The following is a 23,843-nucleotide window of genomic DNA, read 5'->3' as shown; positions in this document are numbered from 1 at the left end:
CGAAGCCTATCCACAACCCATTGTGACCCAGAGCACACCCATACACGCACTCTCACAGTCGCATCCGTACCCACAGTGAATCCACCACCCGCCACCTCAAGGAGCAGCATGACCGACACCCCCACCGCCCGCACCGTCGTCTCGTTCGAGGACGCCCGCACGATGGCCGGCACCGATCTGGGAGAGACCGCCTGGCGCGAGATCACCCAGGAGATGGTCAACACCTTCGCCGACGCCACCGATGATCACCAGTGGATCCACGTGGATCCCGAGCGCGCCAAGGACGGCCCGTTCGGCGCGCCCATCGCCCACGGCTTCCTCACCCTGTCCCTGATCATCCCCTTCTGGGGCGAGCTCTTCGACGTCGCCGACGTCAGCACCAAGCTCAACTACGGACTGGACAAGGTCCGCTTCACCGCGCCGGTGAAGGTCGGCTCCAAGGTGCGGATGCGCGGCACCATCAGCGCCGTCGAAGAGGTCAAGGGCGGAGGCCTCCACCTGGTCGTGGACGCGACCTTCGAGGTCGAAGGCCAGGAGCGCCCCGCCGTCGTGGCGACCTTCCTGGCGCGCTTCTACCCCTGATCCGCACCTGCGCATCTTTGTTGCACCCACTCCGCTCAACGACACGTCACACCCATCGAGGGCCGCCGTTCTGCGACCCGCACCTCAAGGAGCAGTCATGAAGAAGAACATCGCATCCATCACCGGACTCGCCGCGGTCAGCATCCTGGCATTGAGCGCCTGCGGCTCGGGGTCCCCGGCCGGGGACGAAGAGGAGGACGGCAATGGCGCCGAGACCGCGAGCGAGAACGGCGAGATGACCGAGATCACCGTGGGCGTGCTGCCCATCGCCCCCTCGGTGGGGATCTATTACGGCATCGAGAACGGCATCTTCGAGGAGCACGGGCTCGACGTCGAGCTCTCCGACTCCAACGCCGGTGCCGCGATGCTGCCCGCCGTGAGCAACCAGCAGCTGCAGTTTGGCGTGGGCAACCCCAACTCGGTGCTCAACGCCAACAGCCGTGGACTGGATATGAAGATCGTCACGGGTTACTCGAACTCCTTGGCCGAGGGCGATGACATCGCCGGCGTGGTCGCCACCACCGAGAGCGGGATCGAGGACTGGGACGATCTCGAGGGCAACACGGTTTCGGTCAACGCGCTGCAGACCCAGGGGGATCTGACCATCATGGAATCCGTGGAGCAGGCCGGCGGCGACCCGTCGGCCGTGGAGTTCTCCGAGATGCCGTTCCCGGATATGCAGGCCCAGCTGGAACAGGGCAATACTGATGCGATCTGGGTGCCCGAGCCCTTCTTGAGCAACGCGTTGGCCGACGATGCCAATCAGCTGGTCGGCTACTCCTTCCAGGATTCGATCCCGGGCATGCCCACCATGGTGAGCTTCAGCTCCGGGGAGTACATCGAAGAGAACCCTGAGGTCGCCCAGGCCTTCAGCGATGCGATGACCGAATCGCTGGAGGCCGCGGAGGCCGACGAGGAGGGCGTGCGCGCCATGCTTCCGGAGTTCATCGACCTGCCCGAGGAGGCAGCCGAGAATCTGCGCATGGAGGAGCTCGACGGCGAGATCCGCAGAGAGCAGATCGAGGAGGCCGGGGCGCTCATGGTGAAGTTCGACTTCATCAGTGACGAGCCGGACACCTCCACGCTGTACTTCGAAGGCGAGTAGACGCCGCCTGCCGGGTGGGTGGTGGGAAACTCTCTCACCACCCACCCAGCACCACCTGCTCTCATCCCACCACTTCTCACACCGCACCACTGCTCACATCGGAGAACCGTCATGAAACATCTCTCTCGCGGGGCCTTCGCTCTCTGCGCCGTCCTTGCCCTTTCCGCCTGCGGCAGCGGCTCCCCCTCCGGCGACGCCGACGGGGAACCGGCCGAGGACGACTCCGCCCCAGCAGACGGCGAGCTCACCGAGGTGGAGGTGGGGGTCATCCCGATCGTCGATGTCGCCCCGATCTACCTCGGTCAGCAGGAAGGCATTTTTGAAGAGCACGGCATCGACCTGACGCTGACCCTCGCGCAGGGCGGCGCCGCGATCATCCCCGCGGTCTCCTCCGGGGATATGGACTTCGGGTTCTCCAACGTGACCTCCCTGCTCATCGCCGCCGACAACGGGCTGCCGCTGCAGACCGTGGCCGCAGGACCGCAGACCACGGGCGATTCCGAGAACGACTTCGGCGCCGTGCTGGTCAAGCCGGACTCGGGCATCGAATCCGCGGAGGACCTCGAGGGCCAGCGGGTGGCGGTGAACACGCTCAACAACATCTCCGACTCGATGATCTCCCAGGGCGTCCTGGAGGCAGGAGGGGACCCCGCCGCCGTCGACTTCGTCGAAGTGGGCTTCCCGGACATGCTCGCCCAGCTCGAGGCTGACAATGTGGACGCGATCTTCGCCGTCGACCCGTTCGCGAGCATGGCCGACGACGAGGGTTGGGATCGAATCTTCGCTCCCTACGCCGACGTCGTCGACGAGCTGGGCGTCGCCACCTACTTCACCTCCCAGCAGCTGATCGACGAGGACCCCGAGCTGGTCGAGAGCTTCCATACCGCGGTGGGGGAGTCTCAGGTCTACGCCGGGGAGAACCCGGAGGCGGTGCGCGATGTCCTGCTGGAGTACACGAGCATCGACGAGTCCATGCTGGAAGAGATCAGCATTCCCGCGTTCCCGGAGGACGTCAATCTTGATTCCCTCGGTGAGGTCGCGGAGATCTCGGAACGCCACGGGCTTATCGGCGAGGTCCCGAACGTCGATGACCTGGTCTGGGAGGGCGCACGATGAAGAACCACGGACTCGGCGATTGGATCCATCGGCGCAGGGTGCGCTCTCGCGGAGCGACGGCGCTGATCAGTGCGGCCGGAGAGCAGACCTACGATCAGCTGGCGCGGCGCATCGACAAGCTCGCCAACGCCCTCACCGACCGCGGGATCAGGCCCGGGGACCGAGTGGCCTATCTGGGCGAGAACTCCGCGGCGTTTCTCGAGACGCTCTTCGCCACCGGAAGCCTCGGTGCGGTCTTCGTGCCGCTGAACACCCGCCTGGCCCCGCCGGAGGTGCAGTTCGCACTGCAGGACTCAGGCGCCCGGATATTGGTCACCTCGACCCCGCTGGCGGCGCTGGCCGCACCGGCCTGCCAGGACACCTCCGTGGAACTGGTGCTCACCGTGGCCGAGGCAGCGCGTCCACCCGAGACGACCACAGTGTTCCCGGTGACCACGGAGGAGTTCGAGGCGGTGCTGACCTCAGGGGACGAGCAGCGCCCCGACGTCGCCGTCGGCCTGGAAGACCTCGCGGTGATCCTCTACACCTCCGGGACCACCGGGAACCCCAAGGGGGCGATGCTCACCCACGGGAACCTGACCTGGAACGCGATCAATGTGCTCACCGACTTCGATCTCTCCAGCAAGGACGTGGCGCTGATGATCGCGCCGCTGTTCCACGTGGCGGCGCTGGGTCAGGGGGCGCTGCCGGTGCTGCTCAAGGGCGGCAGCATCATCCTGGAGCAGCGCTTCGAACCGGGCCGGGTGCTGGCGCTGATCGAGGAGCACCGGGTCACCAATATCTCCGGGGTACCCACCACGTTCCAGCTGATCTGTGAGCACCCGCAGTGGGAGCACACCGACATCACCTCGCTGCGCAACCTCACCTGCGGCGGCTCCGCGGTGCCGCTGCGGGTGCTCGACGCCTACGAGAGTCGCGGGCTCGCGTTCACCATGGGCTACGGGATGACCGAGACCTCCCCGGGTGCCACCACCCTGCCTCCGGCGTACTCCCGACCGAAGCAGGGCTCCGGCGGGCTGGCCCATTTCCACACCGATGTCCGGGTGGTGGACCCGATGGATCAGCCCTGCGCCGTGGGCGAGGTCGGTGAGATCCAGGTGCAGGGTCCCAATGTGATCGCCGAGTACTGGAACCGACCCGAGGCCACCGCCTCCTCCTTCGTGCGGGAGGAAGACGGCCTCTGGCTCAAGACCGGGGACATGGGCCACCTCGACGAGGATGGTTTCCTGTTCATCTCCGATCGGCTCAAGGACATGATCATCTCCGGCGGAGAGAACATCTACCCCGCCCAGGTGGAGCAGCAGATCGCCGCCCTGGAGGCGGTGGCCGCCGTGGCCGTCATCGGGGTCGAAGATGCCCGCTGGGGCGAGGTCCCACGGGCGGTGATCGTGGTGCGCGAGGGTCACGAGCTCACCGAGGAACAGGTGCTGCATCATCTGGACGGGAAGCTGGCCCGCTATAAGATCCCGAAGTCGGTGGTCTTCGTGGAGTCCATGCCGCGCACCGCCTCGGGCAAGATCCGCAAGCCGGACCTGCGCCGGCAGTACGCCTAGTTTTCAGCCTCGGCGACCGGCACGTCGCCGTCGAGCTGTTCCAGCAGCTCCAGGCCGCTGTGCGCCCAGTCCACCTCGGCCTGGGCGGTTCGGATCAGGCCCTCATAGGCGAAGGCTTTGAACGCGACGATGCGCTCGTGCTGCTCAGCCGGATAGCGCTCGAGCCGGGCGGCGATCATCGGGTGTTCATGGGATCGGATCGCTTCGATCTGGCTGCTCCACTGCTCGATCTGCTCGGTGTAGTGCGCCGCGTGCTGTTCCAAGTGCATGCGCACGCTCGCGGGCTCTGCCCATTCGAAGTATGCCGCCTGCATATGGGCCACGTCGCGCCAGGGAGCGTACTTCAGCGGGGTCGCCATCCAGCTGCGGAACGCCGCCTCCCCGGACTCCGTGATGTAGTAGCGCGTCTTGGTCCCCTTGGGGCCCCAGCGCTCCTCCCTGCCCTCGACCAGGGCCTCGGCCTCCATCCGGCGCAGCTCGGGGTAGATCTGGGAGTCCGGGGCGTGCCAGACGTGCCCGACCGAACCCTCGAAGCGCTTCGCGGTCTCATATCCGGTCAGCGGAGCCGCGGTGAGGATCGCCAGAATGGCGTAGCGCAGACTCACGGTGTCGGGACCTCTCGAGAAGGGGCGGGTGCTTGCCCTCCACTATATCCAGAGCTATTCTGTGACCCAGAACACAAATAACTATGTAGATAGCTAGTGGCGTTGCTGAGTGGACCGCGATCGGTTCCGCGGCGTCCTTGAGTCCCAGGAGGCGGACATGACCGATCTCAGCCCAAGCGGCGCCACCGCGAAGAACATGGCCTACCCGCTCAACGCCTGGTACGTGGCCGGATGGGATCACGAGGTCAATCGCAAGAGGATCCTCTCCCGGAAGATCGCGGACCGCCCGATGGCGCTGTACCGGACCGAAGAGGGCCGCCCGGTCGCGTTGACCGACGCCTGCTGGCACCGGCTCGCTCCGCTGTCCATGGGGTCCCTGGTGGGTCCGGACGGGGTCCAGTGCCCGTATCACGGCCTGCAGTACAACTCAGCCGGTCGCTGCACCTTCATGCCCGCGCAGAAGACCATCAACCCCTCGGCGATGGTGAACTCCTTCCCGGTGGTGGAGCGGCACCGCTTCATCTGGGTCTGGCCGGGAGATCCGATGCTCGCCGACGCGGCGCTGATCCCGGACATGCACCAGATGGGCTCCGACGAGTGGGCCGGCGATGGCAAGACCATCGAGGTGCGTGCGAACTACCAGCTGGTGCTGGACAACCTGATGGATCTCACCCATGAGGAGTTCCTGCATTCCTCCTCGATCGGGCAGAAGGAGCTCAGCGAGTCCGACATCGAGGTCACCCACGATGACAGCACGGTGACCGTCTCCCGATTCATGGAGAACATCGACGCCCCGCCGTTCTGGCTGAAGAACATGCGGGACAAGTTCCCGGACTTCGAGGGCAAGGTGGACCGCTGGCAGATCATCGAGTTCCAGATGCCCTCGACCATCTGCATCGATGTGGGCGTGGCCAAGGCGGGCACCGGTGGACTCACCGGGGATCGCAGCCAGGGCGTCAACGGGTACGTGATGAACACGATCTCTCCGGTGGATCAGGCCAATGCCATGTACTACTGGGCCTTCATGCGCAACTACCGGCTGGAGAGCCAGCGGATCACCACCGAGCTGCGCGACGGCGTGCACGGGGTCTTCGCGGAGGACGAGGAGATGCTCACCGCGCAGCAGCAGGCCATCGTGGACAACCCGGACCACGAGTTCTACAACCTCAACATCGACGCCGGCGGCATGTGGGTGCGCCGGCTGATCCAGCGCGCCGTGGAGGCCGAGCGCACGATGATGGCCTCCGACGCCGACCTCACCGACGCCAAGGGCTGATCCCGCGTGTCACAGGGAACCCAGCTGCACTGGCAGCGCGCCGAGGTGACCTCGCGCCGCGCCGCCGCCGCGGAGATCGCTGAGATCGTCCTGGCCGGGGAACGGCCGCTGTTCACCGAGCCCGGCGCGCACATCGACGTGCGCACCGCCCCGGGTCGCCGCGACTCTGAGTCGGTCCGCTCCTACTCGGTGGTCGAAGGCGCAGCCGACGGCAGCTGGGTGAAGATCGGGGTGCGCCGCTCCCCCACCTCGCGCGGCGGTTCCCGGTTCATGCATGCTCTTGAACCCGGAGATTCCCTGGAGGTCACCTCCCCGGTGCAGAACTTCCCGCTGCGCGTGGGCGCGCCGCGTTACGTGCTGCTCGCCGGAGGGGTGGGCATCACGGCGATCCACTCGATGGCCCGGGTGCTCAAGCGGCTCGGCGCGGACTATCAGCTGATCTTCGTCGGACGCTCCCGCCCGGCCATGGCCTTCCTGGATGAGCTGCGCGAGGAGCACGGCCCCCGGCTGCGACTCTCGGTGGATGACGAGGGCGACGTGCTCGACGTCCAGGAGCTGCTCGGGCAGGTGGACGCCTCCACCGAGTTCTACATGTGCGGGCCCATCCGGCTGATGGACGCGGTGCGCCGGGCCTGGATCGACCGCGAGCTGCCGCTGCCGAACCTGCGCTATGAGACCTTCGGCAACAGCGGCTGGTTCGATCCCGAGGAGTTCGAGCTGCACATCCGCGGCTCCGAGCGCCACACCGTGGTCTCCCCGGACGAGTCCATCCTGGAGGCGCTGGAGCGCGTCGGCGTGGAGCCGATGTATGACTGCCGCAAGGGCGAATGCGGGCTCTGCGTGGTCAAGGCCGAGCAGCTGAACGGGGTCATCGATCACCGGGACGTCTTCTTCAACGAGGCCGAGAAGAGTGCCGATACCAAGCTCTGCGTCTGCGTCTCCCGAGTGGCCTCCTGCGCCGGTTCAGCCCAGACAGACCATGCTCAGGCGGGTGCCACACGTCCGCCAGCGAACTCACGGCCCTCGCTGACCCTCGACTTCCCCTGATCCCCCTCCCCCAGCCAACAGCCCCCACGTTGAGGGGCGGTTTCTGCGGGTATTTCATGGGCGAGAAGGCCCAAAATACTCGGAGAATCCGCCCCTCAACGAAAGGGGGGTGGGCTATTTCCAGCCCAGGGGCTTGGCCACGTGCTCGACCAGGGATTCGAGGATGTGGGCGTTGTAGTCCACCCCCAGCTGGTTGGGCACGGTGACCAGCACCGTGTCTGCGGCCTGCACGGCCTCGTCCTTGGCCAGCTCCTCGACCAGCACATCGGGCTCGGCGGTGAAGCTGCGGCCGAAGATCGCCCGGGTCTTCTCGTCGATCATGCCGATCTGGTCCTTGGAGTCGCGCTGGCCCAGGAAGTAGGCCCGGTCCTGGTCCGAGACGATGGGCAGGATCGAGCGCGAGACCGAGACTCGTGGCTCGAAGCCGTGATCATGCTTGGTCCACTCCTCGCGGAAGGCCTGGATCTGCTTGGCCTGCTGGATGTGGAACGGCTCGCCGGTCTCGTCATCCTTCAGTGTGGAGCTCATCAGGTTCATCCCGCGCGAGGCCGCCCAGCGCGCGGTGGCGTCGGATCCGGCGCCCCACCAGATCCGCTGACGCAGACTCTCGGAGTGCGGCTCCAGGCGCAGCAGCCCCGGCGGGTTGGGGAACATCGGGCGCGGGCTCGGCTCGGCGAAGCCCTGCCCGGAGAGCACCTGCAGCGCCACCTCGGTGTGCCGGCGTCCCATGTCAGCGTCGGACTCCCCCTCGGCGGGCTGGTAGCCGAAGTGCCGCCAGCCTTCCACGGCCTGTTCTGGTGAGCCGCGGGAGATGCCGAGCTGCAGCCTGCCCTCGGCGATGAGGTCCGCGGCGCCGGCGTCCTCGGCGAAGTAGAGCGGGTTCTCGTAGCGCATGTCGATCACGCCGGTGCCGATCTCGATCCGCGAGGTCTTGGCGCCGACGGCGGCGAGCAGCGGGAACGGCGAGGCGAGCTGCCGGGCGAAGTGGTGCACCCGGTAGTAGGCGCCGTCGACACCGAGCTCCTCGGCCGCCACGGCGAGGTCGATGGACTGCAGCAGCACCTCAGAGGCAGAGCGGGTCTGCGAATGCGGTGAGGGCGTCCAATGTCCGAAGGAGAGGAATCCAAGGTTTTTCACATTTGAAAGAACACCCCTGGCGGTGAGGGTATTCCTCGACCATCCAGGGGTGCTCCGTGCGCCGCTACTGCGTGAGCTGCCGCTCCGCGGTGAGCACCACGTTGGCCAGCAGCTCGGCGCGGGTCATCGGTCCGACCCCGCCGGGGTTGGGTGAATACCAGGAGGCCACCGACTCGATGCCCGGAGCGAGGTCGCCGTAGATCTTGGCCTTGCCGGTCTCCGGGTTCACCTCGCGGGTGACCCCCACGTCCAGCGCGATCACGCCCGGCTTCAGGTCTGCCGGGTCGATCATGTGCTTGACCCCTGCGGCGGCGACCACGACGTCGGCGCTACGCAGGTGCGCCGGGAGATCCTTGGTGCCGGTGTGGCAGAGGGTCACGGTGGCGTTGACGTCGCGCCGGGTCAGCAGCAGCCCGATCGGGCGGCCGATGGTGACCCCGCGTCCGACGACGACGACGTGCTTGCCGCGCAGGTCCAGGCCGTAGTGGTCCAGAAGGTCCACGCAGCCCTTGGGCGTGCACGGCAGCGGAGTGCTGATCTCCTCGTTGACGTTGGCCACCAGCCGGCCGAGGTTCATCGGATGCAGCCCGTCGGCGTCCTTCTCGGGAGAGATCGCTTCGAGCACCTGTTGGGTGTTCAGCTGCTTGGGCAGCGGCAGCTGCACGATGTAGCCGGTGCAGGCCGGGTCGTTGTTGAGCCGCTCCAGCTCCGCGAGCAGCTCATCCTGGGTGGTGTCGGCGCCGAGCTCCACCTGGATGGAGTTGATGCCGACCTCGGCGCAGTCGCGGTGCTTGCCCGCCACATAGGACTGGCTGCCCGGATCGGCGCCGACCAGCACCGTGCCCAGGCCCGGGGTGACCCCGCGGGCCTTCAGCTTCGCGACGCGTTCGGCCAGGTCGGCCTTCAGCGCCTTGGCGGTGGCCCTGCCGTCGAGGATCTGCGCCTGCACAGCAGTCTGGGCCTGCTGGGCGTCTTGCTGAGAGGTCTCGGTCATCGCCGGATTCACCAGTCCTCGAGGCCTTCATACAGCGGGAAGTCCTTGGTCAGCGCGGCGACCCGGGACTTCAGCCCGTGCAGGTCTGAGTCGGGCTTCAGCGCCTCGGCGATGATGTCGGCCACCTCGCTGAACTCCTTGGCGGCGAATCCGCGGGTGGCCAGGGCCGGGGTGCCGATGCGCAGTCCTGAGGTGGTCATCGGGGGACGCGGGTCATTGGGCACGGCGTTGCGGTTGACCGTGATGCCGACCTCGTGGAGCCGGTCCTCGGCCTGTTTGCCGTCGAGCTCGGAGCCGCGCAGGTCCACCAGGACCATGTGCACATCGGTGCCGCCGGTGAGCACCGAGACGCCGTGTTCGGTCACATCTGGTGCGATCAGCCGCTTGGCCAGGATCTGGGCGCCTTCGATGGTGCGCTTCTGGCGTTCGGCGAACTCCTCGGAGCCGGCGATCTTGAACGCGATGGCCTTGGCCGCGATCGCGTGCATCAGCGGGCCGCCCTGCTGGCCGGGGAAGACCGCGGAGTTGATCTTCTTCTTGTGCTCTTCCTTGGTCAGGATGATGCCCGAGCGCGGTCCGGCGAGGGTCTTGTGCACCGTGGTGGTCACGACGTCGGCGTAGGGCACCGGGTTCGGGTGCAGCCCGGCGGCCACCAGGCCGGCGAAGTGGGCCATATCCACCCAGAGGATCGCGCCGACCTCGTCGGCGATCTCGCGGAACCGGGCGAAGTCGAGCTGGCGCGGGTAGGCGGACCAGCCGGCGACGATCATGTCGGGCTGTTCGGCGATGGCCTGCTCGCGGACCTTGTCCATGTCGATGATGCCGGTCTCGGTGTCGACCTCATAGGCGGCGATCTCATAGAACTTGCCGGAGAAGTTCAGCTTCATGCCGTGAGTGAGGTGCCCGCCGTGGGCCAGCGAGAGCCCCATCAGCTTGTCCCCGGGCTTCAGGAAGGCGGTCATCACCGCGACGTTGGCCTGCGCGCCGGCATGCGGCTGGACATTGGCGTGATCGGCGCCGAAGAGCGCCTTGGCGCGCTCGATGGCGAGGTTCTCCGCGACGTCGACGAATTCGCAGCCGCCGTAGTAGCGCCGCCCCGGGTATCCCTCGGCATACTTGTTGGTCAGCACCGATCCCTGGGCCTCGAGGACGGCGCGCGGGACGAAGTTCTCGCTGGCGATCATCTCGAGGGTGTCGCGCTGGCGTCCAAGCTCGTCCGAGATCGCCTGAGCGATCTCTGGATCGACCTCGGCCAGTGGGGCGTTGTTGATATCCGATGTGCTCATGCTCTGAAGCTCTCCTTGCGGATGAATACGGGGCAGCGTGAGCCAGTCTATCGCTCAGCCCTGTCTTCCCACGCCGCGTGTCCGTGGCTTCGCGCACCACGGGGCGGGCCGGGGCCGGTCACGCCGGGCTGTGACACACGCCAGGCTTTATTGTGAATGACTCATATGTACGGCACACTGGGGGGATGACCTCCACCGATTGGCCTGCCCGGCTGCGCGAACGCGGACTCCGCGTGACGCGCCAGCGCCTGGCGGTGCTGGAGGCGGTCTCCGCCGCGCCGCACAGGCCAGCCGAGGCGGTGCATGCCGCGGTCCGCGCGCAGCTGCCAGAGATCACGGTGCAGTCGGTCTACACGGTGTTGCATGACCTCACGGCACGCGAGCTGCTGCGCAGGTTCGACCCTCCGGGGTCGCCCGCCTGCTATGAGACCCGCACCCATGACAACCATCATCATGCGATCTGCACCCGCTGCGGTCGGATCGAAGATGTGGAATGCGTCCACGGAGAGGCACCCTGCCTGCAGGCGCCACCCAGCCTGCAGATGCAGATCCAGATCGCCGACGTCGTCTTCCGCGGCATCTGCCGCACCTGTGCGGACACCGAGGAAGGCTCCGATGAGCTGGTCGGTTCCGGCTCCACCGAAGCCTGACCGCCCTCCTCGGCGGCGACTCGGTCGGTGACTCGGCCGGCGACTCGGCGGTGACTCTCACGGCGACTGCGCCGGTGAGTTCACCGGGCAGTCTGGTGACGTCCCATCTCCGGCGGAAGCCTGCAGACGCAAAGATCCCCCACAGGGAGCCGGAGCTCCCCGCAGGGGATCTTTGAGAGAAAGACACTGATCACATGTCTTCGTCTTCCTCCATGGTGTCTTCCTCCATGGTGTCTTCCTCCATGGGCTCTTCCTCGGTCGCCGGATCCTCGACTGCCGGATCTTCGGTCTCGGCCCCGCCATCGTCGCAGGCGGTGGCACCGAAGAGTGCCAGTGAGCCGATGCCGACGACGCCGGCCAGAGTGCGAAGCTTGCTTGTTTCGGTGGTAGCCATAATTCGTTTACCTCCGTCATTTGCATCTTTGGATGCTGCGCGGTCTTTCCGCGGTCCGTCATCATTGAGCGACCGTGTGAGATCACCGTGACGACCTGCATTCATTCTGCACCGACGAAGAGCATCAGCGGAAGCCGATTCGGCCGTTCTCAGCCGATTCAGGGAGAGCTCCCACCAGATATGGAGCCGGTGTTGCTCTGACGTCCGTTTCCTGCATGTCAGCTGGGAGAAACCCGGGGGCCATAGTCCTGAATCGGCATCGACGGAGGCATCAGACCAGCTCGTTGAGGATCCCCTGGAGCTGCTCGTCCTCGATGATCGTCTCGTCCTCGGGCTCTTCAGGTGTATCTGCCTCGTCCCATCCCGAGACCGTGACCTCGAGGTCTGCCTCCTCCCCGGGCAGGCGCAGACCCATCAGCTGCGGGGAGCCGCCATCGGCGAGCACCGCGAGCTCGACCTCCTCGTTGGAATAGACCCAGACGTTCTGTCCGTCTCGAGTGTCCACTGCAGAATCCAGTTCAAGCTCGGCCAACGAGTCCACGTCCAGGGTCTCTGTGACCTCCGCGCGGAGCATCTCCAGCACGGCCGCAGGGGTGCGCGGCACAGAAGGTTCAGCGTCGCTGACATCGACCCACTCGCCCTCGGCGCTCAGCGCCGCGCCCAGCTCTTCGCCGTCGACCTCGGGTTCCACCTCGGGCGGGACCTGTGCCTGGTAGTCGAAGGCGAATGCCTCCACCGACTGATAGGTGTCCTCGCCGAAGGTCAGCACCTGGAAATCGGGGGTGTAGTTCAACTCGGTGGCGGAGTCCCCCTCGAGTTCGCCCGTGACCGAGAGCTCGAAGCTCTCACCCTCGCCTTCGAAGAACTCGGGTGCATATCCGAAGAGCGCCTGGCCGCGTGCGAGCCCGGCCGTCATGGTGATGGTGGCGCTCTCCTGGTCGAGGGAAGACTCCCAGACGTCGTCTTCGATCTCTGCGAGGTCCGCGGCCTGCTGGTCATCCTCGCTCTCGGCGATCTCATCCGAGGTCACGCCCTGGTCCTCTGCGCCCGAGGGATCGATCTCCTCCTGGGGGTTCTCGTCCACCCGCGGGTCCTCGTCCGCGTCGCCGCAGCTCGCCAGCGTCAGTGCCGCGATGCCCAGCACCCCCGTCATGCGTACTGCCCGGGTGACCGCCCTCGGAGACCTCTTCGTTGCGTTGTTCATGGTGTTTCCCTTCAGATCTGTTCCAGAGACCCTGAACTCAGCTCCAGGCGTCCCGTTCCCCACAACCCCCCGTTGTGCTGGTCTTGGTGCTGCTCAGGCCTCGTCCTCGGGCTCCCCCGCCTCGTCGTCCGACGCCTGCTCGTCGTCGCCGGTGGACCAGCCGTGCTCGACGGCGATGGCCTCGAAGATCTCGTCCAGGGTCATCACGTTCTCCGGAGCCTCGGGGCGCTGGGTCTGGTTCCAGTCGCTGAAGTCGTAGCGGGAGTCCTCATCGCGCATCTGGAGCAGGTAGGGCGCCCCGGTCGCGGCGACCACGAGCTCGGTGGATCCGTCCTCGGTGGCGTAGACGTAGACCTCCGCGCCGTCGCGGGTCTCCGCCGCACCCTCCAGGGCGGCGAGCTCCTCGTCATCGAGCTCGCGCTGCCAGGTGCTGATGAAGTCCTGGGCGGAGAAGACCGCGCCGGCGCCGTCGGTGCTGAACTGGACCCACTGCTCGGCGACCACCGAGACGATGAAGTCCTCCTCGATCAGGTCGGTCATCTCCTGATCCATCTCGCTCATCAGCAGCGCGGCGAAGTCCTCGCCGCGGAAGTACTCCACCCCGTCGATCGCGCGCTGGGTGAAGCTGACATCCCCGGCGGTGAAGGTCATCTCGGAGGCGTCGCCGTCCACGGCGCCGGTGATCAGCAGGTCTCCGGTGTCCTCTTCGTCGATGTCTTCGAACATCTGATCGACGTCGGCCTCGGCGGCTTCGATCTCACCGTCGATGCTCACGGTGTCGGCAGTCAACATCGCGTCCCACATCCGGTCCTGGATCTGCCCGAAGCTCGGGACCTGCGGCTCCGCGTCCTGGGCATCGCCCTGGAAGGGATTTCCGCCACAGCCGGTGAGCAGGACGACGGCGGCAAGACCGCTGCCGGCCAGAGCCGGACGCTTCATAGGGCCTCCTCGAAGGACGGGCAGAGTGCAGGGCAGAGGCACCGCGGGGACCGCGGTGCTGGTGAGACTCCTCAGCGTAGCGCCTCGCGGCCCACCGGCACCCTCATGGTCAGAGCAGGCGCGGGTCACCGGGGCGCTTCACTCGCAGCCATCGGTAGCCGTATCCCTCCAGCATCACTTCTGTGCGATGCTGCGCGTCGATGGCGCAGACTCCGTCCTGGAGCAGGTCGATCAGCTCCGTCTCGCGATCCTCGTCCTCCAGCGTCAGCGGCACCACCAGGGACTTCGGCGAGAGGTTGTGCACCAGGATCATGGATTCTGCGCCGCTGGACATTCGATGGGCCAGCACCTCATGATGCGGCTGGTCCAGGATCTCCAGCTCCCCCCAGCCCAGCTCAGGACAGTCACGATAACGCCGGGCGAGGCGGCTGACGTGGTGCAACAGCGAATCGTCATCCCGGCGCGCCTGCGCCGCGTTGACGTGCTCCGGGCCGAACGGTCCCTCCACGACCTTGCGGGCGAGCTTCGAGGGGCGGGCGGAGGAGAATCCGCCGTTCTTGTCCTGGCTCCACTGCATGGGCGTGCGCACGGCCTCGCGTCCTGGCACCTCGAGGTTCTCCCCCATGCCGATCTCCTCGCCGTAGAAGAGCACCGGGGTGCCGGGCAGCGAGAACAGCAGCGAGTAGGCCATCTTGATCCGGCGCGGGTCACCGTCGAACATCGAGGGCAGTCGGCGGCGCAGCCCCCGTCCGGCGAAGCGCATGTCCTCATCCGGGGCGAAGGTGTCGAGCACCTCCTCACGCTCCTGGGCGGAGAGCAGATCCAGGGTGAGCTCGTCGTGGTTGCGCAGGAAGTTCGCGTACTGGGTCTCGGCGGAGAGGTTCTTCGGGCGCCCGGCGAGGGCCTCGGCGAGCGGTCGGGCGTCCTCACGGGCGAAGGAGAGAAAGGTCTTCTGGTTCACCGTGAAGTCGAACTGCATGGTGAGCTGATCGCCGTCCGCGCCGCCGAAGAACGCCAGCTGCTCCTGATGCGGCAGGTTCACCTCTCCCAGCACCATCGCTGAGCTGGTGCCGCTGGAGCGGCGCTGCAGGAAGGCCCGCAGCGTGCGCAGGTAGTCATGCGGCGCCATGAAGTCGTCCTCTGAGGTGCCGCGCAGCGTGGTCTGGTTGATCGCGAAGGGAACCGCGTCCACCCGGAATCCGTCCACGCCGAGCTGGAGCCAGAAGCCCATGGTCTTCGCGATCGCATCGCGGACCTGTGGGTTGCCGGTGTTCAGGTCCGGCTGGGTGTGCAGGAAGTGATGCAGGTACCACTCCTCGGTCTTCTCCTCGTAGGTCCAGATCCCGTTCTCCGCGCCGGGGAACATCGCCTCCTCGGAGGTGTCGGGCGGAGTGTCGCTGCGCCAGACGTAGAAGTCCCGGTAGGGGCTGTCCTTGGACGCGCGAGCCTTGCGGAACCAGGGGTGCTGATCCGAGGTGTGGTTGATCACCAGGTCCACGATGACCCGGATCCCGCGGTCATGGGCCACCCGGACCAGCTCGACGAAGTCCCCGTGGTCCCCATAGCGCGGATCGACGCCGAACATGTCCGAGATGTCGTAGCCGTTGTCCCGGCGGGGCGAGGGGTAGAAGGGCATCAGCCACAGGCAGCTGACGCCGACGTCGGCCAGGTAGTCGATGCGCTGGGTGAGCCCCGGCAGGTCACCGATCCCGTCGCCGTTGGAGTCCAGGTAGGTCTCGAGGTCCACGCAATAGATGACGGCGTTCTTGTACCAGAGGTCGGCGGTGTCGGCGATGCGCATCAGGCACCTTTCAGGTCGGGAAGGATCGCCTCACCGGCGAGGTCGAGCCAGGGTCGCTGTTCCTGGCCCACGTGGTGCAGGTAGATCTGGTCGAATCCTGGCTCGGCGGCTGCGCCCAGCCATTCGGTGAGCTGGCCGGGCTCCTCGGAGATCCAGACGGCCTTCGCCACGGTCTCGAGGCTGACCTCGGCGGCGGCAGAGTCGAAGTGCTCCGGGGTGGGCAGGTCCTGGTCCAGCGGTGCGCCGAAGACGTTGGTCCGCCATTGGTCGTGGGCGATCGCCTCGGCCTCTTCCCGGGTCTGGGCCCAGCTGAGGTGGACCTGGAGCATGGCGGGTCCTTCACCTCCTGCCTCGCGGTAGGCGGTGAGCACCTCGTTCTGTGCGTCCTCGGGCTGGTTCAGGGTGATCATCCCCTGCGCCCAGGTGGCCGCGAGCCGCGCGGCCTCGGGGGTGATGCAGGTCGCGTAGAGCGGTATCGGCTGCTCGGGACGGTCATAGAGGTAGGCGTCGTCCACGCTGACGAATCCGCGGTGGCTGATGATCCGTTCCCCACGGTGCAGCCGGGAGATGATGTCGGCGCACTCGAGAAGCCGCCGTCGTCGGGTCTCCTTGTCCATCCAGAGCTCGCCGGTGACATGTTCGTTCATCGCCTGACCCGCGCCCAGAGCGGCCCAGTAGCGGCCGGGGAACATCTCCCCGAGCGTGGCGGTGGCCTGGGCGACGATGGCGGGGTGGTAGCGCTGGCCGGGCGCGATCACCGAGCCGATGGGGAAGGAGGTGGTGGCGAGCGCGGCGCCGAGCCAGGAGAGGGTGAACCCTGAATGGCCCTGCCGGTGCGACCAGGGCATGAAGTGGTCCGAGCTCATCGCAGCCTGGAAGCCGACCGTCTCGGCGTGCTGGACATCGCGCAGCAGCTGGGAGGGGGCGATCTGTTCCTGTGATGCATGGAAGCCATAGATGGTCATGTGTGACTGCCTCTCGTCTCGTGTCCCTGACCAAAGGCTACTGAGAGTGCCCTGGTGCTCACCTGGACGCGGGCGAAGTGTTACCTCGGGGCGGGGCAGACCGGCGGGGCTGACCCGGCGGGGCTGGCCTGCGGCGCTGCTAGGAGGCGGCGTCGGTCTCCTGGGCGGCGATGTGCGCGTCCTTATGCCCCAGGTAGACCTCGGCGTTGCTGCGCAGCCCGAGGATCTCCTCCTCGGTCAGCTCGCGCCGGACCTTCGCGGGCACCCCGGCCACCAGCGATCGCGGCGGAACCTGCATGCCCTCCAGCACCACGGCCCCGGCGGCGATGAGACTCTGCTCGCCGATCACCGCGCCGTTCATGATGGTCGCGCTCATCCCGACGAGCGAGCCGTCGCCCACCGTGCAGCCATGCACCACGGCCGAGTGTCCCACCGAGATCCCGGCACCCAGCGTGCAGGGGTGACCGGGGTCGGCGTGGAGCACCGCATTGTCCTGCAGGTTGGCGCCCTCCCCCACGCTGATCGGCGCGGAGTCGCCGCGGACCGAGACGCCGTAGAAGGCGGAGGAGTCTCGGGCCATGGTGACCTGCCCGGTGATCGCCGCGGTCGGGGCCAGGAACACGCGCTCACCGATCTGGGGCGCGTGTCCGTTGACGGTGAGCACATGTGCCATGGGCTGACTCCTTCGATCCGGTCCGGGTCGGGGCGTGCGGTGATTCTGGTCCTGCTGGTGCTGAGGTCAGTATCCCTGCGCGGGGTCCACCAGGCCCAGCATCGGCTCCCCGGCATGGAAGCGTCGGTGGTTCGCCAGGATCCGCTCGCGCAGCAGCGGCACCACCATCTCGGTGGTATCCGCCGTGTGCGGGGTGATCAGGCAGTTCTGCAGGGACCAGAGCGGATCGGTCTCGGGAAGCGGCTCCGGATCGGTGACATCCAGACCGGCGCCGCGCAGCGTGCCGGTGCTCAGCGCCTCGACGAGCGCCGACTGGTCCAGCAGGCTGCCGCGGCCCACATTGGCGACCACCGCACCCTCGGCCAGCAGCGCCAGCCGCTCGGCGTTGAGCAGGTGCCGGGTGCTCGGGGTGGCGGCAGCGGCAAGCGCCACCACCTCTGCGCCCTTCAGCGCCTCATCGAGACCCTCGAAGGCCACGGTGACATCGGCATGCTCCACCGGCTCGGCGGTGCGCCGGACCACGGTGACGTGGGTGTCGAAGGCCTTGTAGAGCCGGACGATCTCGGCCGCGACCCCGCCGCCGCCGACGACGACGCAGCGCAGCCCGTTCAGCGAGATGCCGCCCTCGGTGCCCCAGCTGCTGGCCAGGGCCCGGGCCTTGAGCCCGCGCAGCGCCGCAAGGGTCAGCGCCAGCGCGTGCTCCCCCACCGGCTTGGCGTAGGAGCCCTTCGCGGAGGTCCAGGTCAGTTCGGGGAACTGGGCGAGGACCTCCGCGTAGAGCTCGATGCCGGCGCTGGGCAGCTGCACCCAGCGCACCTGTGGGTTGGCCTCGAGCACCTCGGCCAGGTTCAGCGTCTTGAACATGCCGGTGACGATGATGCCCTCGGGCTGTTCATCCTCCCCGACCAGCTCGGCGCCCTGCTCTCGCAGTCCCTCGCGGAGCGCGGCATCGGCCTCGGGCCTGACGTGGAGCCGGGTCATCTCAGGCCTTGAGGCCGTCGATGATGGAGTTCAGCGTCGCCGAGGGGCGCATCGCGGCGAAGGCCTTGGCCTCGTCGGGACGGTAGTAGCCGCCCAGATCCACCGGTTCACCCTGGACCCCGTTGAGCTCGCTCAGGATCTGCTCCTCGTTCGAGGTCAGGGCCTCGGCCACCGAGGCGAAGCGCTGCCCCAGCTCGGCGTCCTCGGTCTGCGCAGCCAGCTCCTGGGCCCAGTACATCGCCAGGTAGAAGTGCGAGCCGCGGTTGTCGATGGTGCCGATCTTGCGTCCTGGGGAGCGGTTCTCCATCAGGAAGGTGGCGGTGGCGCGGTCCAGCGCGGAGGCCAGCACCTTGGCCTTGGGGGCCTGTGCCTGCTCGGCGTACTTCTCCAGCGAGGGAACCAGGGCGAAGAACTCACCGAGGGAGTCCCAACGCAGGTAGTTCTGCTCGGCCAGCTGCTGGACGTGCTTGGGTGCGGAGCCTCCGGCTCCGGTCTCGAAGAGTCCGCCGCCGGCCATCAGCGGCACGATGGAGAGCATCTTCGCCGAGGTGCCCAGCTCCAGGATCGGGAACAGGTCGGTGAGGTAGTCGCGCAGCACGTTGCCGGTCACCGAGATGGTGTCCTCGCCGCGGCGCAGACGCTCCACGGTGTACTTCGTGGCTGCCACCGGGTCGAGGATCTTGATCTCGAGCCCGTCGGTGTCCAGCTCGGCCAGGGCGTGGTCGACCTTCTCGATCATGGTGCGGTCGTGGGAGCGCTTCTCGTCGAGCCAGAACACCGCGGGGGTGTCGAACTCGCGGGCGCGGGTCACGGCCAGCTTCACCCAGTCCTGGATGGGGGCGTCCTTGGTCTGGCAGGCGCGCCAGATGTCCCCGGCGGAGACCTCATGCTCCAGGAGCACGTCACCGGCGGCGTTGGTGACCTGCACCGTGCCGGCGGCCTCGATCTCGAAGGTCTTGTCGTGGGAGCCGTACTCCTCGGCCTTCTGCGCCATCAGCCCGATGTTGGGCACGGTGCCGATGGTGGTGGGGTCGTAGGCGCCGTGGGCGCGGCAGTCCTCGATGACCGCCTGGTAGACCCCGGCGTAGGAGGAGTCGGGGATGACCGCGAGGGTGTCGTCGGTCTCTCCGGTGGGGCCCCAGGCCTTGCCGCCGTTGCGGATCATCGCGGGCATGGAGGCGTCCACGATCACGTCGGAGGGCACGTGCAGGTTGGTGATGCCCTTGGAGTCATCGACCATCGACATCCGCGGACCGTCGGCCAGGCCCTGGGTGATCTCGGCCTTGATGGCCTCACCGGCCTCGCCGAGCTTTTCGGCGCCGGCCAGGATGGAGGCCAGTCCGTCGTTGGCGGAGAGCCCCGCCTCGGCGAGGGTCGTGCCGTGCTTCTCGAAGAGGTTCGGGAAGAAGGCGCGCACGATGTGTCCGAAGATGATCGGGTCCGAGACCTTCATCATGGTGGCCTTCAGGTGGGCCGAGAAGAGCACGTTCTCCTGCTTGGCGCGGGTCACCTGGGCGGCGAGGAACGCGTCGAGCTCTGCGGCGCGCATCACGGTGGCGTCGACGACCTCTCCGGCCTTGACGGGCAGGGATTCCTTCAGCACGGTGGTGGAGCCGTCGCTGGAGACATGGGTGATGGTCAGCGTGTCTTCGGAGTCCAGCACCACCGACTGCTCGTTCGCGGCGAAGTCGCCGGAGTCCATGGTGGCCACGTTGGTCTTGGACTCGGCGCTCCAGTCACCCATGGAGTGCGGGTTGGCGCGCACGTAGTTCTTCACCGAGGCGGGGGCGCGGCGGTCCGAGTTGCCCTCGCGCAGCACCGGGTTCACGGCGGAGCCCTGGACCTTGCCGTAGCGGGCACGCACCTCGCGCTCCTCCTCGGTGGAGGGCGACTCGGGGTAGTCGGGCAGCGCGTAGCCGGCGGACTGCAGCTCGGCGATGGCGGCCTTCAGCTGCGGACCGGAGGCGGAGATGTTCGGCAGCTTCACGATGTTGGCCTCGGGCGTCTTCGCCAGGGCGCCGAGCTCGGCGAGGGCGTCGCTCTCGCGCTGGTCCTCGCGCAGGTACTCCGGGAAGGCTGAGATGATGCGTCCGGCGAGGGAGATGTCGCGGGTCTCGACCTCCACCCCGGCGGGGGCCGCGAAGCCCTCCACGATGGGCTTCAGCGAGAAGGTGGCCAGCATCGGCGCTTCGTCAGTGTTGGTATAGATGATCTTTGCCTGCGGCATGGATCTCCTCAAGTTCGGTTTTATGTGTTTCCCTGGTCACAAATCTACCCCAGATGGCCCTTCCGGCCTGGGCGCTCAGATTCCCAGCACGGCTCGGGCGATCATGAAGTACACGATGAGCCCGGTGGCGTCCACGAAGGTGGAGATGAACGGATTGGCGAAGACCGCCGGGTCTGCGCCGAGCTTCTTGCCCAGCAGCGGCATCAGTCCGCCCGCCGATGCGGCGAGGGTGCAGATCGCGAACAGGGTCAGTCCGATCACGGTGCCGATGTCCCAGCCGTAGAACAGGCCGGCGACCAGAAAGCCCAGCACGCCGATGGTGGCGCCGAGCGTCATGCCCACGCGGACCTCGCGCCAGAGCACCTTGAACACGTCGCGGGTGCCCACGTCGCCCAGCGCCAGCGCGCGCACGACCGTGGTCGCGGCCTGGTTTCCGGTATTGCCTCCGGTGCCGATCAGCAGCGGCACGAACAGGCTGAGCACCACCATCGCCTCGATGGTCCCCTCGAAGACGTCGAGCACCTGCACGGTCAGCGCGGCACCCAGGGCCAGCACCAGCAGCCACACCACGCGTGAGCGCATGATCTGCAGCACCGGCGTCGAGAGATAGGGCCGGTTCAGCGGCTCGGCACCGCCGTGGCGGGCGGCGTCCTCGGATTCCGCGCGCTCGAGGATGTCCAGCGCGTCGTCGACCGTGAAGATCCCGACCACCCGGTGCTCGGAGTCGGTGACCGGCACGGCCAGGTGTTTGCGGTCGGCGCACATGCGGGCGGCGTCCTCGGCGTCGTGGTCGGCGTCCACCGAATCCGCCTCGCGCATCAGGTCCACCACGAGCACCTCGCTGCTGCTGCTGACCAGGTCCCGCAGCGAGACCACGCCCTTGAGCAGCCGTCCTGCGTCCACCACGGGCAGGGTATAGAGCGTCTCGGCGTCCTCCCCGGCCTTGCTGACCTTCTCCATCGCCTCTGCGACGGTCCAGTGCTCCGGGATTGCGACGAACTCCGGGCTCATCTGGCGCCCGATCGTGCCGCTGGGGTAGCCGAGCACGATGTTGGTCAGGCTGCGCTCTCGCGGATCCAGATGCCGCATCATTCGGCGGGCCACCGAGGCCGGCATCTCATCCATCAGCCGGACCCGGTCATCGGGGTCCAGCGACTCGAAGTAGTGCGCGACCTCGGCGTCCTTGAGGCCTTCGATGATCTCGCCCTGCAGCGACTGGTCCAGCAGGTCGAAGGCCTCCACCGCGACACCCTTGGAGAGCAGCCGGAAGACCACCGCACGGTCCTTCACGCCCAGGCGTTCCAGGAAGTCGACGACGTCGCCGACGTTGAGCTCGTCCAGGGCGCGACGCAGCTCCGTGAGGCGCTCGTCGCGAATCATGTCTTCCAGCTCGTCGAGCGTTTCGTTCACAGGTTCCACCCTTTCGAGGGTGCCGAGCAGGCATAGGGCGATCAGGTCCGGTGCCGAGGGCGGGGTGCTCCGCGGCCGCGGATCAGATCAGCGGTGGTGGTGGATCAATGGTGGTCGACCCGTGGATCAGTGGATCCGCGGGTCAGTGGATCCGCAGGTCAGAGGATCAGCGGATCAGAGGGTCAGTGGAAGAAGTGTCGGGTCCCGGTGAGGTACATGGTCAGGCCGGCGTCGCGGGCTGCCGAGATGACCTCCTCGTCACGCTGGGACCCGCCGGGCTGCACGACGGCGCGCACGCCCGCGGTGATCAGGCTCTGCAGCCCGTCGGCGAACGGGAAGAACGCGTCGGAGGCCGCGACGGATCCGCGGGCGCGCTCCACACCGTCACCGGCGAGCGTGTTCGCCCGCTGCACGGCCAGCCGGCAGGAGTCCAGCCGGTTGACCTGGCCCATGCCGATCCCGACGGTGGCCTGGTTCTTCGCCAGCAGGATCGCATTGGACTTCACCGAGCGGATCGCACGCCAGGCGAAGTCGAGGTCGGCGAGCATCTCCGGCTCGGCGGCCTCGCCCGAGACCAGCTTCCAGCCGGAGGTGGTGTCACCCTCGGCGTCGACGGCGTCCGAGGCCTGCAGCAGCATGCCTCCGGAGATCTGCTTATATTCCACCCGGTCGCGCCGGTGCCCCTCGGGCAGGCGCAGCAGCCGGATGTTCTTCTTCTTGGTCAGGATCGCCAGCGCCTCCTCCTCGAAGGCCGGGGCGACGACGACCTCGGTGAAGATCTCCGAGACGGTCTTGGCCATCTCCGCGGTGATGGTGCGGTTGGCGGCGATCACGCCGCCGAAGGCCGAGAGCGGGTCGCAGGCATGCGCGCTCCGGTGGGCCTCGGCCACGGTGGCGCCCACGGCCACCCCGCAGGGGTTGGCGTGCTTGATGATCGCCACGGCCGGCTGGGCGAAGTCGAAGGCCGTGCGCACCGCCGCGTCGGCGTCGACATAGTTGTTGTAGCTCATCGCCTTCCCGTGCAGGGTCTGGGCCTGCGCCAGGCCCGGTCCGGCGCTGGAGTCGGCATAGAGCGCCGCGGGCTGGTGGGCGTTCTCGCCGTATCGCAGCGTGTCCAGGCGCTGCAGCGCGAGCCCGGCGTAGGGCGGGAAGTTCAGCTTCTTCTTCTCGGTGCGGCTCAGCGGCGAGGCGGGCACCGAGGCGGCGTCGAAGTCGTCGTCGAACTGCTGGGAGGTCCAGCGCGCCACGGCGGTGTCGTAGGCGGCGGTGTGCGCGAAGGCCAGGGCCGCCAGACGCTGCCGGGCGGCGAGGCTGAAGCCGCCGGCGCCGGCTGCGGTGACGACGTCGTGGTAGCGCAGCGGGTCCACCACCACCGCGACGGAGGCGTGGTTCTTGGCGGCGGCGCGGACCATGGAGGGGCCGCCGATGTCGATCTGCTCGACGATCTGGTCCTCGGCGGCGCCGGAGGCGACGGTGTCGGCGAAGGGGTAGAGGTTCACCACGACCAGGTCGAAGGGCTCGATCTGAAGCTCCTGAAGCTGCGCGCGGTGGTCTTCGCGGCGGCGGTCGGCCAGGATTCCGGCGTGCACCCTCGGGTGCAGGGTCTTGACCCGGCCGTCGAGGCATTCGGCGAAGCCGGTGACCTCGGAGACCTCGATGACCGGGACGCCGGAGGCGGCGATGCGCTTGGCGGTGGAGCCGGTGGAGACGATCTCGACGCCGGCGGCATGCAGTCCCGCGGCGAGGTCCTCGAGCCCGGTCTTGTCATAGACCGAGATCAGGGCGCGTCGGATCGGCTGGCGCGACGGGCCTCCGGAGGTGGCAGAGGGTGCAGCCGCGGTGGTGTTCTGCGCTGCGGGATCGCTGACGATGCTCATGCACACTCCTGTGAGGGGACG

21 protein-coding genes are annotated in these 23,843 nt (G+C 67.5%); 7 read left to right on the top strand and 14 right to left on the bottom strand.

What is annotated here, in order from left to right; translation table 11 throughout:
• Nucleotides 1–108: 108 nt before the first annotated feature.
• The 4 genes from I2487_RS12130 to I2487_RS12115 all read left to right on the top strand — a co-directional run bounded on the left by I2487_RS12130 (nt 109) and on the right by I2487_RS12115 (nt 4,356).
• Complete coding sequence (locus I2487_RS12130) at nt 109–582, top strand: MaoC family dehydratase (protein ID WP_207169634.1); 474 nt, start codon at nt 109–111, stop codon at nt 580–582.
• A 97-nt stretch (nt 583–679) separates the two neighbouring features.
• Nucleotides 680–1,687 carry an ABC transporter substrate-binding protein gene (locus I2487_RS12125; protein ID WP_207169635.1) on the top strand — a complete coding sequence of 336 codons (1,008 nt, stop codon included), beginning with the start codon at nt 680–682 and terminating at the stop codon, nt 1,685–1,687.
• Nucleotides 1,688–1,798: 111 nt separating this feature from the next.
• On the top strand, nt 1,799–2,803 hold the full coding sequence (locus I2487_RS12120; RefSeq protein WP_207169636.1) for an ABC transporter substrate-binding protein: 1,005 nt from the start codon (nt 1,799–1,801) through the stop codon (nt 2,801–2,803).
• A complete protein-coding gene (locus I2487_RS12115; RefSeq protein ID WP_207169637.1) occupies nt 2,800–4,356 on the top strand; it encodes an acyl-CoA synthetase in 1,557 nt (518 codons plus the stop codon). The genes I2487_RS12120 and I2487_RS12115 overlap by 4 nt, the downstream gene beginning before the upstream one ends.
• Here the strand turns inward: I2487_RS12115 and I2487_RS12110 are convergent.
• Nucleotides 4,353–4,961, bottom strand: coding sequence for a helix-turn-helix transcriptional regulator (locus tag I2487_RS12110; RefSeq protein WP_207169638.1), 609 nt, complete (start codon nt 4,959–4,961; stop codon nt 4,353–4,355). The genes I2487_RS12115 and I2487_RS12110 overlap by 4 nt on opposite strands.
• A 157-nt stretch (nt 4,962–5,118) precedes the next feature.
• Between I2487_RS12110 and I2487_RS12105 the strand changes: the two genes are divergently transcribed.
• Together I2487_RS12105 and I2487_RS12100 are read left to right on the top strand one after the other, a co-directional pair.
• Nucleotides 5,119–6,237, top strand: coding sequence for an aromatic ring-hydroxylating dioxygenase subunit alpha (locus tag I2487_RS12105; RefSeq protein WP_207169639.1), 1,119 nt, complete (start codon nt 5,119–5,121; stop codon nt 6,235–6,237).
• 6 nt (nt 6,238–6,243) lie between these two features.
• Entirely contained in the window at nt 6,244–7,284 is a 1,041-nt protein-coding gene (locus I2487_RS12100) for a PDR/VanB family oxidoreductase (RefSeq protein WP_345941420.1), read from the top strand.
• 114 nt (nt 7,285–7,398) lie between these two features.
• Here the strand turns inward: I2487_RS12100 and I2487_RS12095 are convergent, their stop codons facing one another.
• The 3 genes from I2487_RS12095 to glyA form a co-directional block, all read right to left on the bottom strand.
• Nucleotides 7,399–8,421: an LLM class flavin-dependent oxidoreductase gene (locus I2487_RS12095; protein WP_207169640.1), complete on the bottom strand. Its 1,023-nt coding sequence runs from the start codon at nt 8,419–8,421 to the stop codon at nt 7,399–7,401.
• A 64-nt stretch (nt 8,422–8,485) separates the two neighbouring features.
• Complete coding sequence (locus tag I2487_RS12090; RefSeq protein ID WP_207169641.1) at nt 8,486–9,415, bottom strand: bifunctional methylenetetrahydrofolate dehydrogenase/methenyltetrahydrofolate cyclohydrolase; 930 nt, start codon at nt 9,413–9,415, stop codon at nt 8,486–8,488.
• Nucleotides 9,416–9,423: 8 nt separating this feature from the next.
• Complete coding sequence (glyA, locus tag I2487_RS12085) at nt 9,424–10,701, bottom strand: serine hydroxymethyltransferase (RefSeq protein WP_207169642.1); 1,278 nt, start codon at nt 10,699–10,701, stop codon at nt 9,424–9,426.
• A gap of 185 nt (nt 10,702–10,886) precedes the next feature.
• On the opposite strand from glyA, the gene I2487_RS12080 reads away from it, so the two are divergent.
• The gene (locus tag I2487_RS12080) at nt 10,887–11,351 is read left to right on the top strand and encodes a Fur family transcriptional regulator (protein ID WP_207169643.1); all 465 of its coding nucleotides are present in this window, start codon (nt 10,887–10,889) and stop codon (nt 11,349–11,351) included.
• A gap of 190 nt (nt 11,352–11,541) precedes the next feature.
• Here I2487_RS12080 and I2487_RS12075 read toward each other — a convergent pair whose 3' ends face one another.
• From I2487_RS12075 to purH, 10 genes are all read right to left on the bottom strand, one after another.
• Complete coding sequence (locus tag I2487_RS12075; RefSeq protein ID WP_207169644.1) at nt 11,542–11,745, bottom strand: hypothetical protein; 204 nt, start codon at nt 11,743–11,745, stop codon at nt 11,542–11,544.
• Between the two features lie 271 nt (nt 11,746–12,016).
• Nucleotides 12,017–12,949 carry a hypothetical protein gene (locus I2487_RS12070; protein WP_207169645.1) on the bottom strand — a complete coding sequence of 311 codons (933 nt, stop codon included), beginning with the start codon at nt 12,947–12,949 and terminating at the stop codon, nt 12,017–12,019.
• A gap of 93 nt (nt 12,950–13,042) precedes the next feature.
• On the bottom strand, nt 13,043–13,888 hold the full coding sequence (locus I2487_RS12065; protein ID WP_207169646.1) for a hypothetical protein: 846 nt from the start codon (nt 13,886–13,888) through the stop codon (nt 13,043–13,045).
• A gap of 109 nt (nt 13,889–13,997) precedes the next feature.
• Complete coding sequence (locus I2487_RS12060) at nt 13,998–15,689, bottom strand: alpha-amylase family protein (RefSeq protein ID WP_207169647.1); 1,692 nt, start codon at nt 15,687–15,689, stop codon at nt 13,998–14,000.
• Nucleotides 15,689–16,654 carry a TIGR03885 family FMN-dependent LLM class oxidoreductase gene (locus I2487_RS12055; RefSeq protein ID WP_207169648.1) on the bottom strand — a complete coding sequence of 322 codons (966 nt, stop codon included), beginning with the start codon at nt 16,652–16,654 and terminating at the stop codon, nt 15,689–15,691. The genes I2487_RS12060 and I2487_RS12055 overlap by 1 nt, the downstream gene beginning before the upstream one ends.
• Before the next feature lie 139 nt (nt 16,655–16,793).
• Nucleotides 16,794–17,327, bottom strand: a complete 534-nt coding sequence (locus I2487_RS12050) for a gamma carbonic anhydrase family protein (RefSeq protein WP_207169649.1) — start codon at nt 17,325–17,327, stop codon at nt 16,794–16,796.
• 66 nt (nt 17,328–17,393) lie between these two features.
• Nucleotides 17,394–18,308, bottom strand: coding sequence for an NAD(P)-dependent oxidoreductase (locus I2487_RS12045; RefSeq protein ID WP_207169650.1), 915 nt, complete (start codon nt 18,306–18,308; stop codon nt 17,394–17,396).
• Between the two features lies 1 nt (nt 18,309).
• A complete protein-coding gene (locus I2487_RS12040) occupies nt 18,310–20,535 on the bottom strand; it encodes an NADP-dependent isocitrate dehydrogenase (protein ID WP_207169651.1) in 2,226 nt (741 codons plus the stop codon).
• A 75-nt stretch (nt 20,536–20,610) separates the two neighbouring features.
• The gene (gene mgtE / locus I2487_RS12035) at nt 20,611–21,945 is read right to left on the bottom strand and encodes a magnesium transporter (RefSeq protein ID WP_207169652.1); all 1,335 of its coding nucleotides are present in this window, start codon (nt 21,943–21,945) and stop codon (nt 20,611–20,613) included.
• 182 nt (nt 21,946–22,127) lie between these two features.
• On the bottom strand, nt 22,128–23,822 hold the full coding sequence (gene purH, locus I2487_RS12030) for a bifunctional phosphoribosylaminoimidazolecarboxamide formyltransferase/IMP cyclohydrolase (protein ID WP_207169653.1): 1,695 nt from the start codon (nt 23,820–23,822) through the stop codon (nt 22,128–22,130).
• Nucleotides 23,823–23,843 lie beyond the last annotated feature (21 nt).

The organism is Nesterenkonia sp. E16_10, from assembly GCF_017347085.1.
In the GTDB taxonomy this organism is placed as follows: domain Bacteria; phylum Actinomycetota; class Actinomycetes; order Actinomycetales; family Micrococcaceae; genus Nesterenkonia.
The sequence above is the reverse complement of the archived record's forward strand: the minus strand, read 5'-3'. Positions and strand labels throughout refer to the sequence as shown.

Excerpts from the sequence above, each read along its gene's own strand:
- I2487_RS12130 (WP_207169634.1), top strand. The coding sequence starts at position 109 with ATGACCGACACCCCCACCGCCCGCACCGTCGTCTCGTTCGAGGACGCC.
- I2487_RS12125 (WP_207169635.1), top strand. The coding sequence starts at position 680 with ATGAAGAAGAACATCGCATCCATCACCGGACTCGCCGCGGTCAGCATC.
- I2487_RS12120 (WP_207169636.1), top strand. The coding sequence starts at position 1,799 with ATGAAACATCTCTCTCGCGGGGCCTTCGCTCTCTGCGCCGTCCTTGCC.
- I2487_RS12115 (WP_207169637.1), top strand. The coding sequence starts at position 2,800 with ATGAAGAACCACGGACTCGGCGATTGGATCCATCGGCGCAGGGTGCGC.
- I2487_RS12105 (WP_207169639.1), top strand. The coding sequence starts at position 5,119 with ATGACCGATCTCAGCCCAAGCGGCGCCACCGCGAAGAACATGGCCTAC.
- I2487_RS12090 (WP_207169641.1), bottom strand. The coding sequence starts at position 9,415 with ATGACCGAGACCTCTCAGCAAGACGCCCAGCAGGCCCAGACTGCTGTG.
- glyA (WP_207169642.1), bottom strand. The coding sequence starts at position 10,701 with ATGAGCACATCGGATATCAACAACGCCCCACTGGCCGAGGTCGATCCA.
- I2487_RS12080 (WP_207169643.1), top strand. The coding sequence starts at position 10,887 with ATGACCTCCACCGATTGGCCTGCCCGGCTGCGCGAACGCGGACTCCGC.
- I2487_RS12075 (WP_207169644.1), bottom strand. The coding sequence starts at position 11,745 with ATGGCTACCACCGAAACAAGCAAGCTTCGCACTCTGGCCGGCGTCGTC.
- I2487_RS12070 (WP_207169645.1), bottom strand. The coding sequence starts at position 12,949 with ATGAACAACGCAACGAAGAGGTCTCCGAGGGCGGTCACCCGGGCAGTA.
- I2487_RS12065 (WP_207169646.1), bottom strand. The coding sequence starts at position 13,888 with ATGAAGCGTCCGGCTCTGGCCGGCAGCGGTCTTGCCGCCGTCGTCCTG.
- I2487_RS12060 (WP_207169647.1), bottom strand. The coding sequence starts at position 15,689 with ATGCGCATCGCCGACACCGCCGACCTCTGGTACAAGAACGCCGTCATC.
- I2487_RS12055 (WP_207169648.1), bottom strand. The coding sequence starts at position 16,654 with ATGACCATCTATGGCTTCCATGCATCACAGGAACAGATCGCCCCCTCC.
- I2487_RS12050 (WP_207169649.1), bottom strand. The coding sequence starts at position 17,327 with ATGGCACATGTGCTCACCGTCAACGGACACGCGCCCCAGATCGGTGAG.
- I2487_RS12045 (WP_207169650.1), bottom strand. The coding sequence starts at position 18,308 with ATGACCCGGCTCCACGTCAGGCCCGAGGCCGATGCCGCGCTCCGCGAG.
- I2487_RS12040 (WP_207169651.1), bottom strand. The coding sequence starts at position 20,535 with ATGCCGCAGGCAAAGATCATCTATACCAACACTGACGAAGCGCCGATG.
- purH (WP_207169653.1), bottom strand. The coding sequence starts at position 23,822 with ATGAGCATCGTCAGCGATCCCGCAGCGCAGAACACCACCGCGGCTGCA.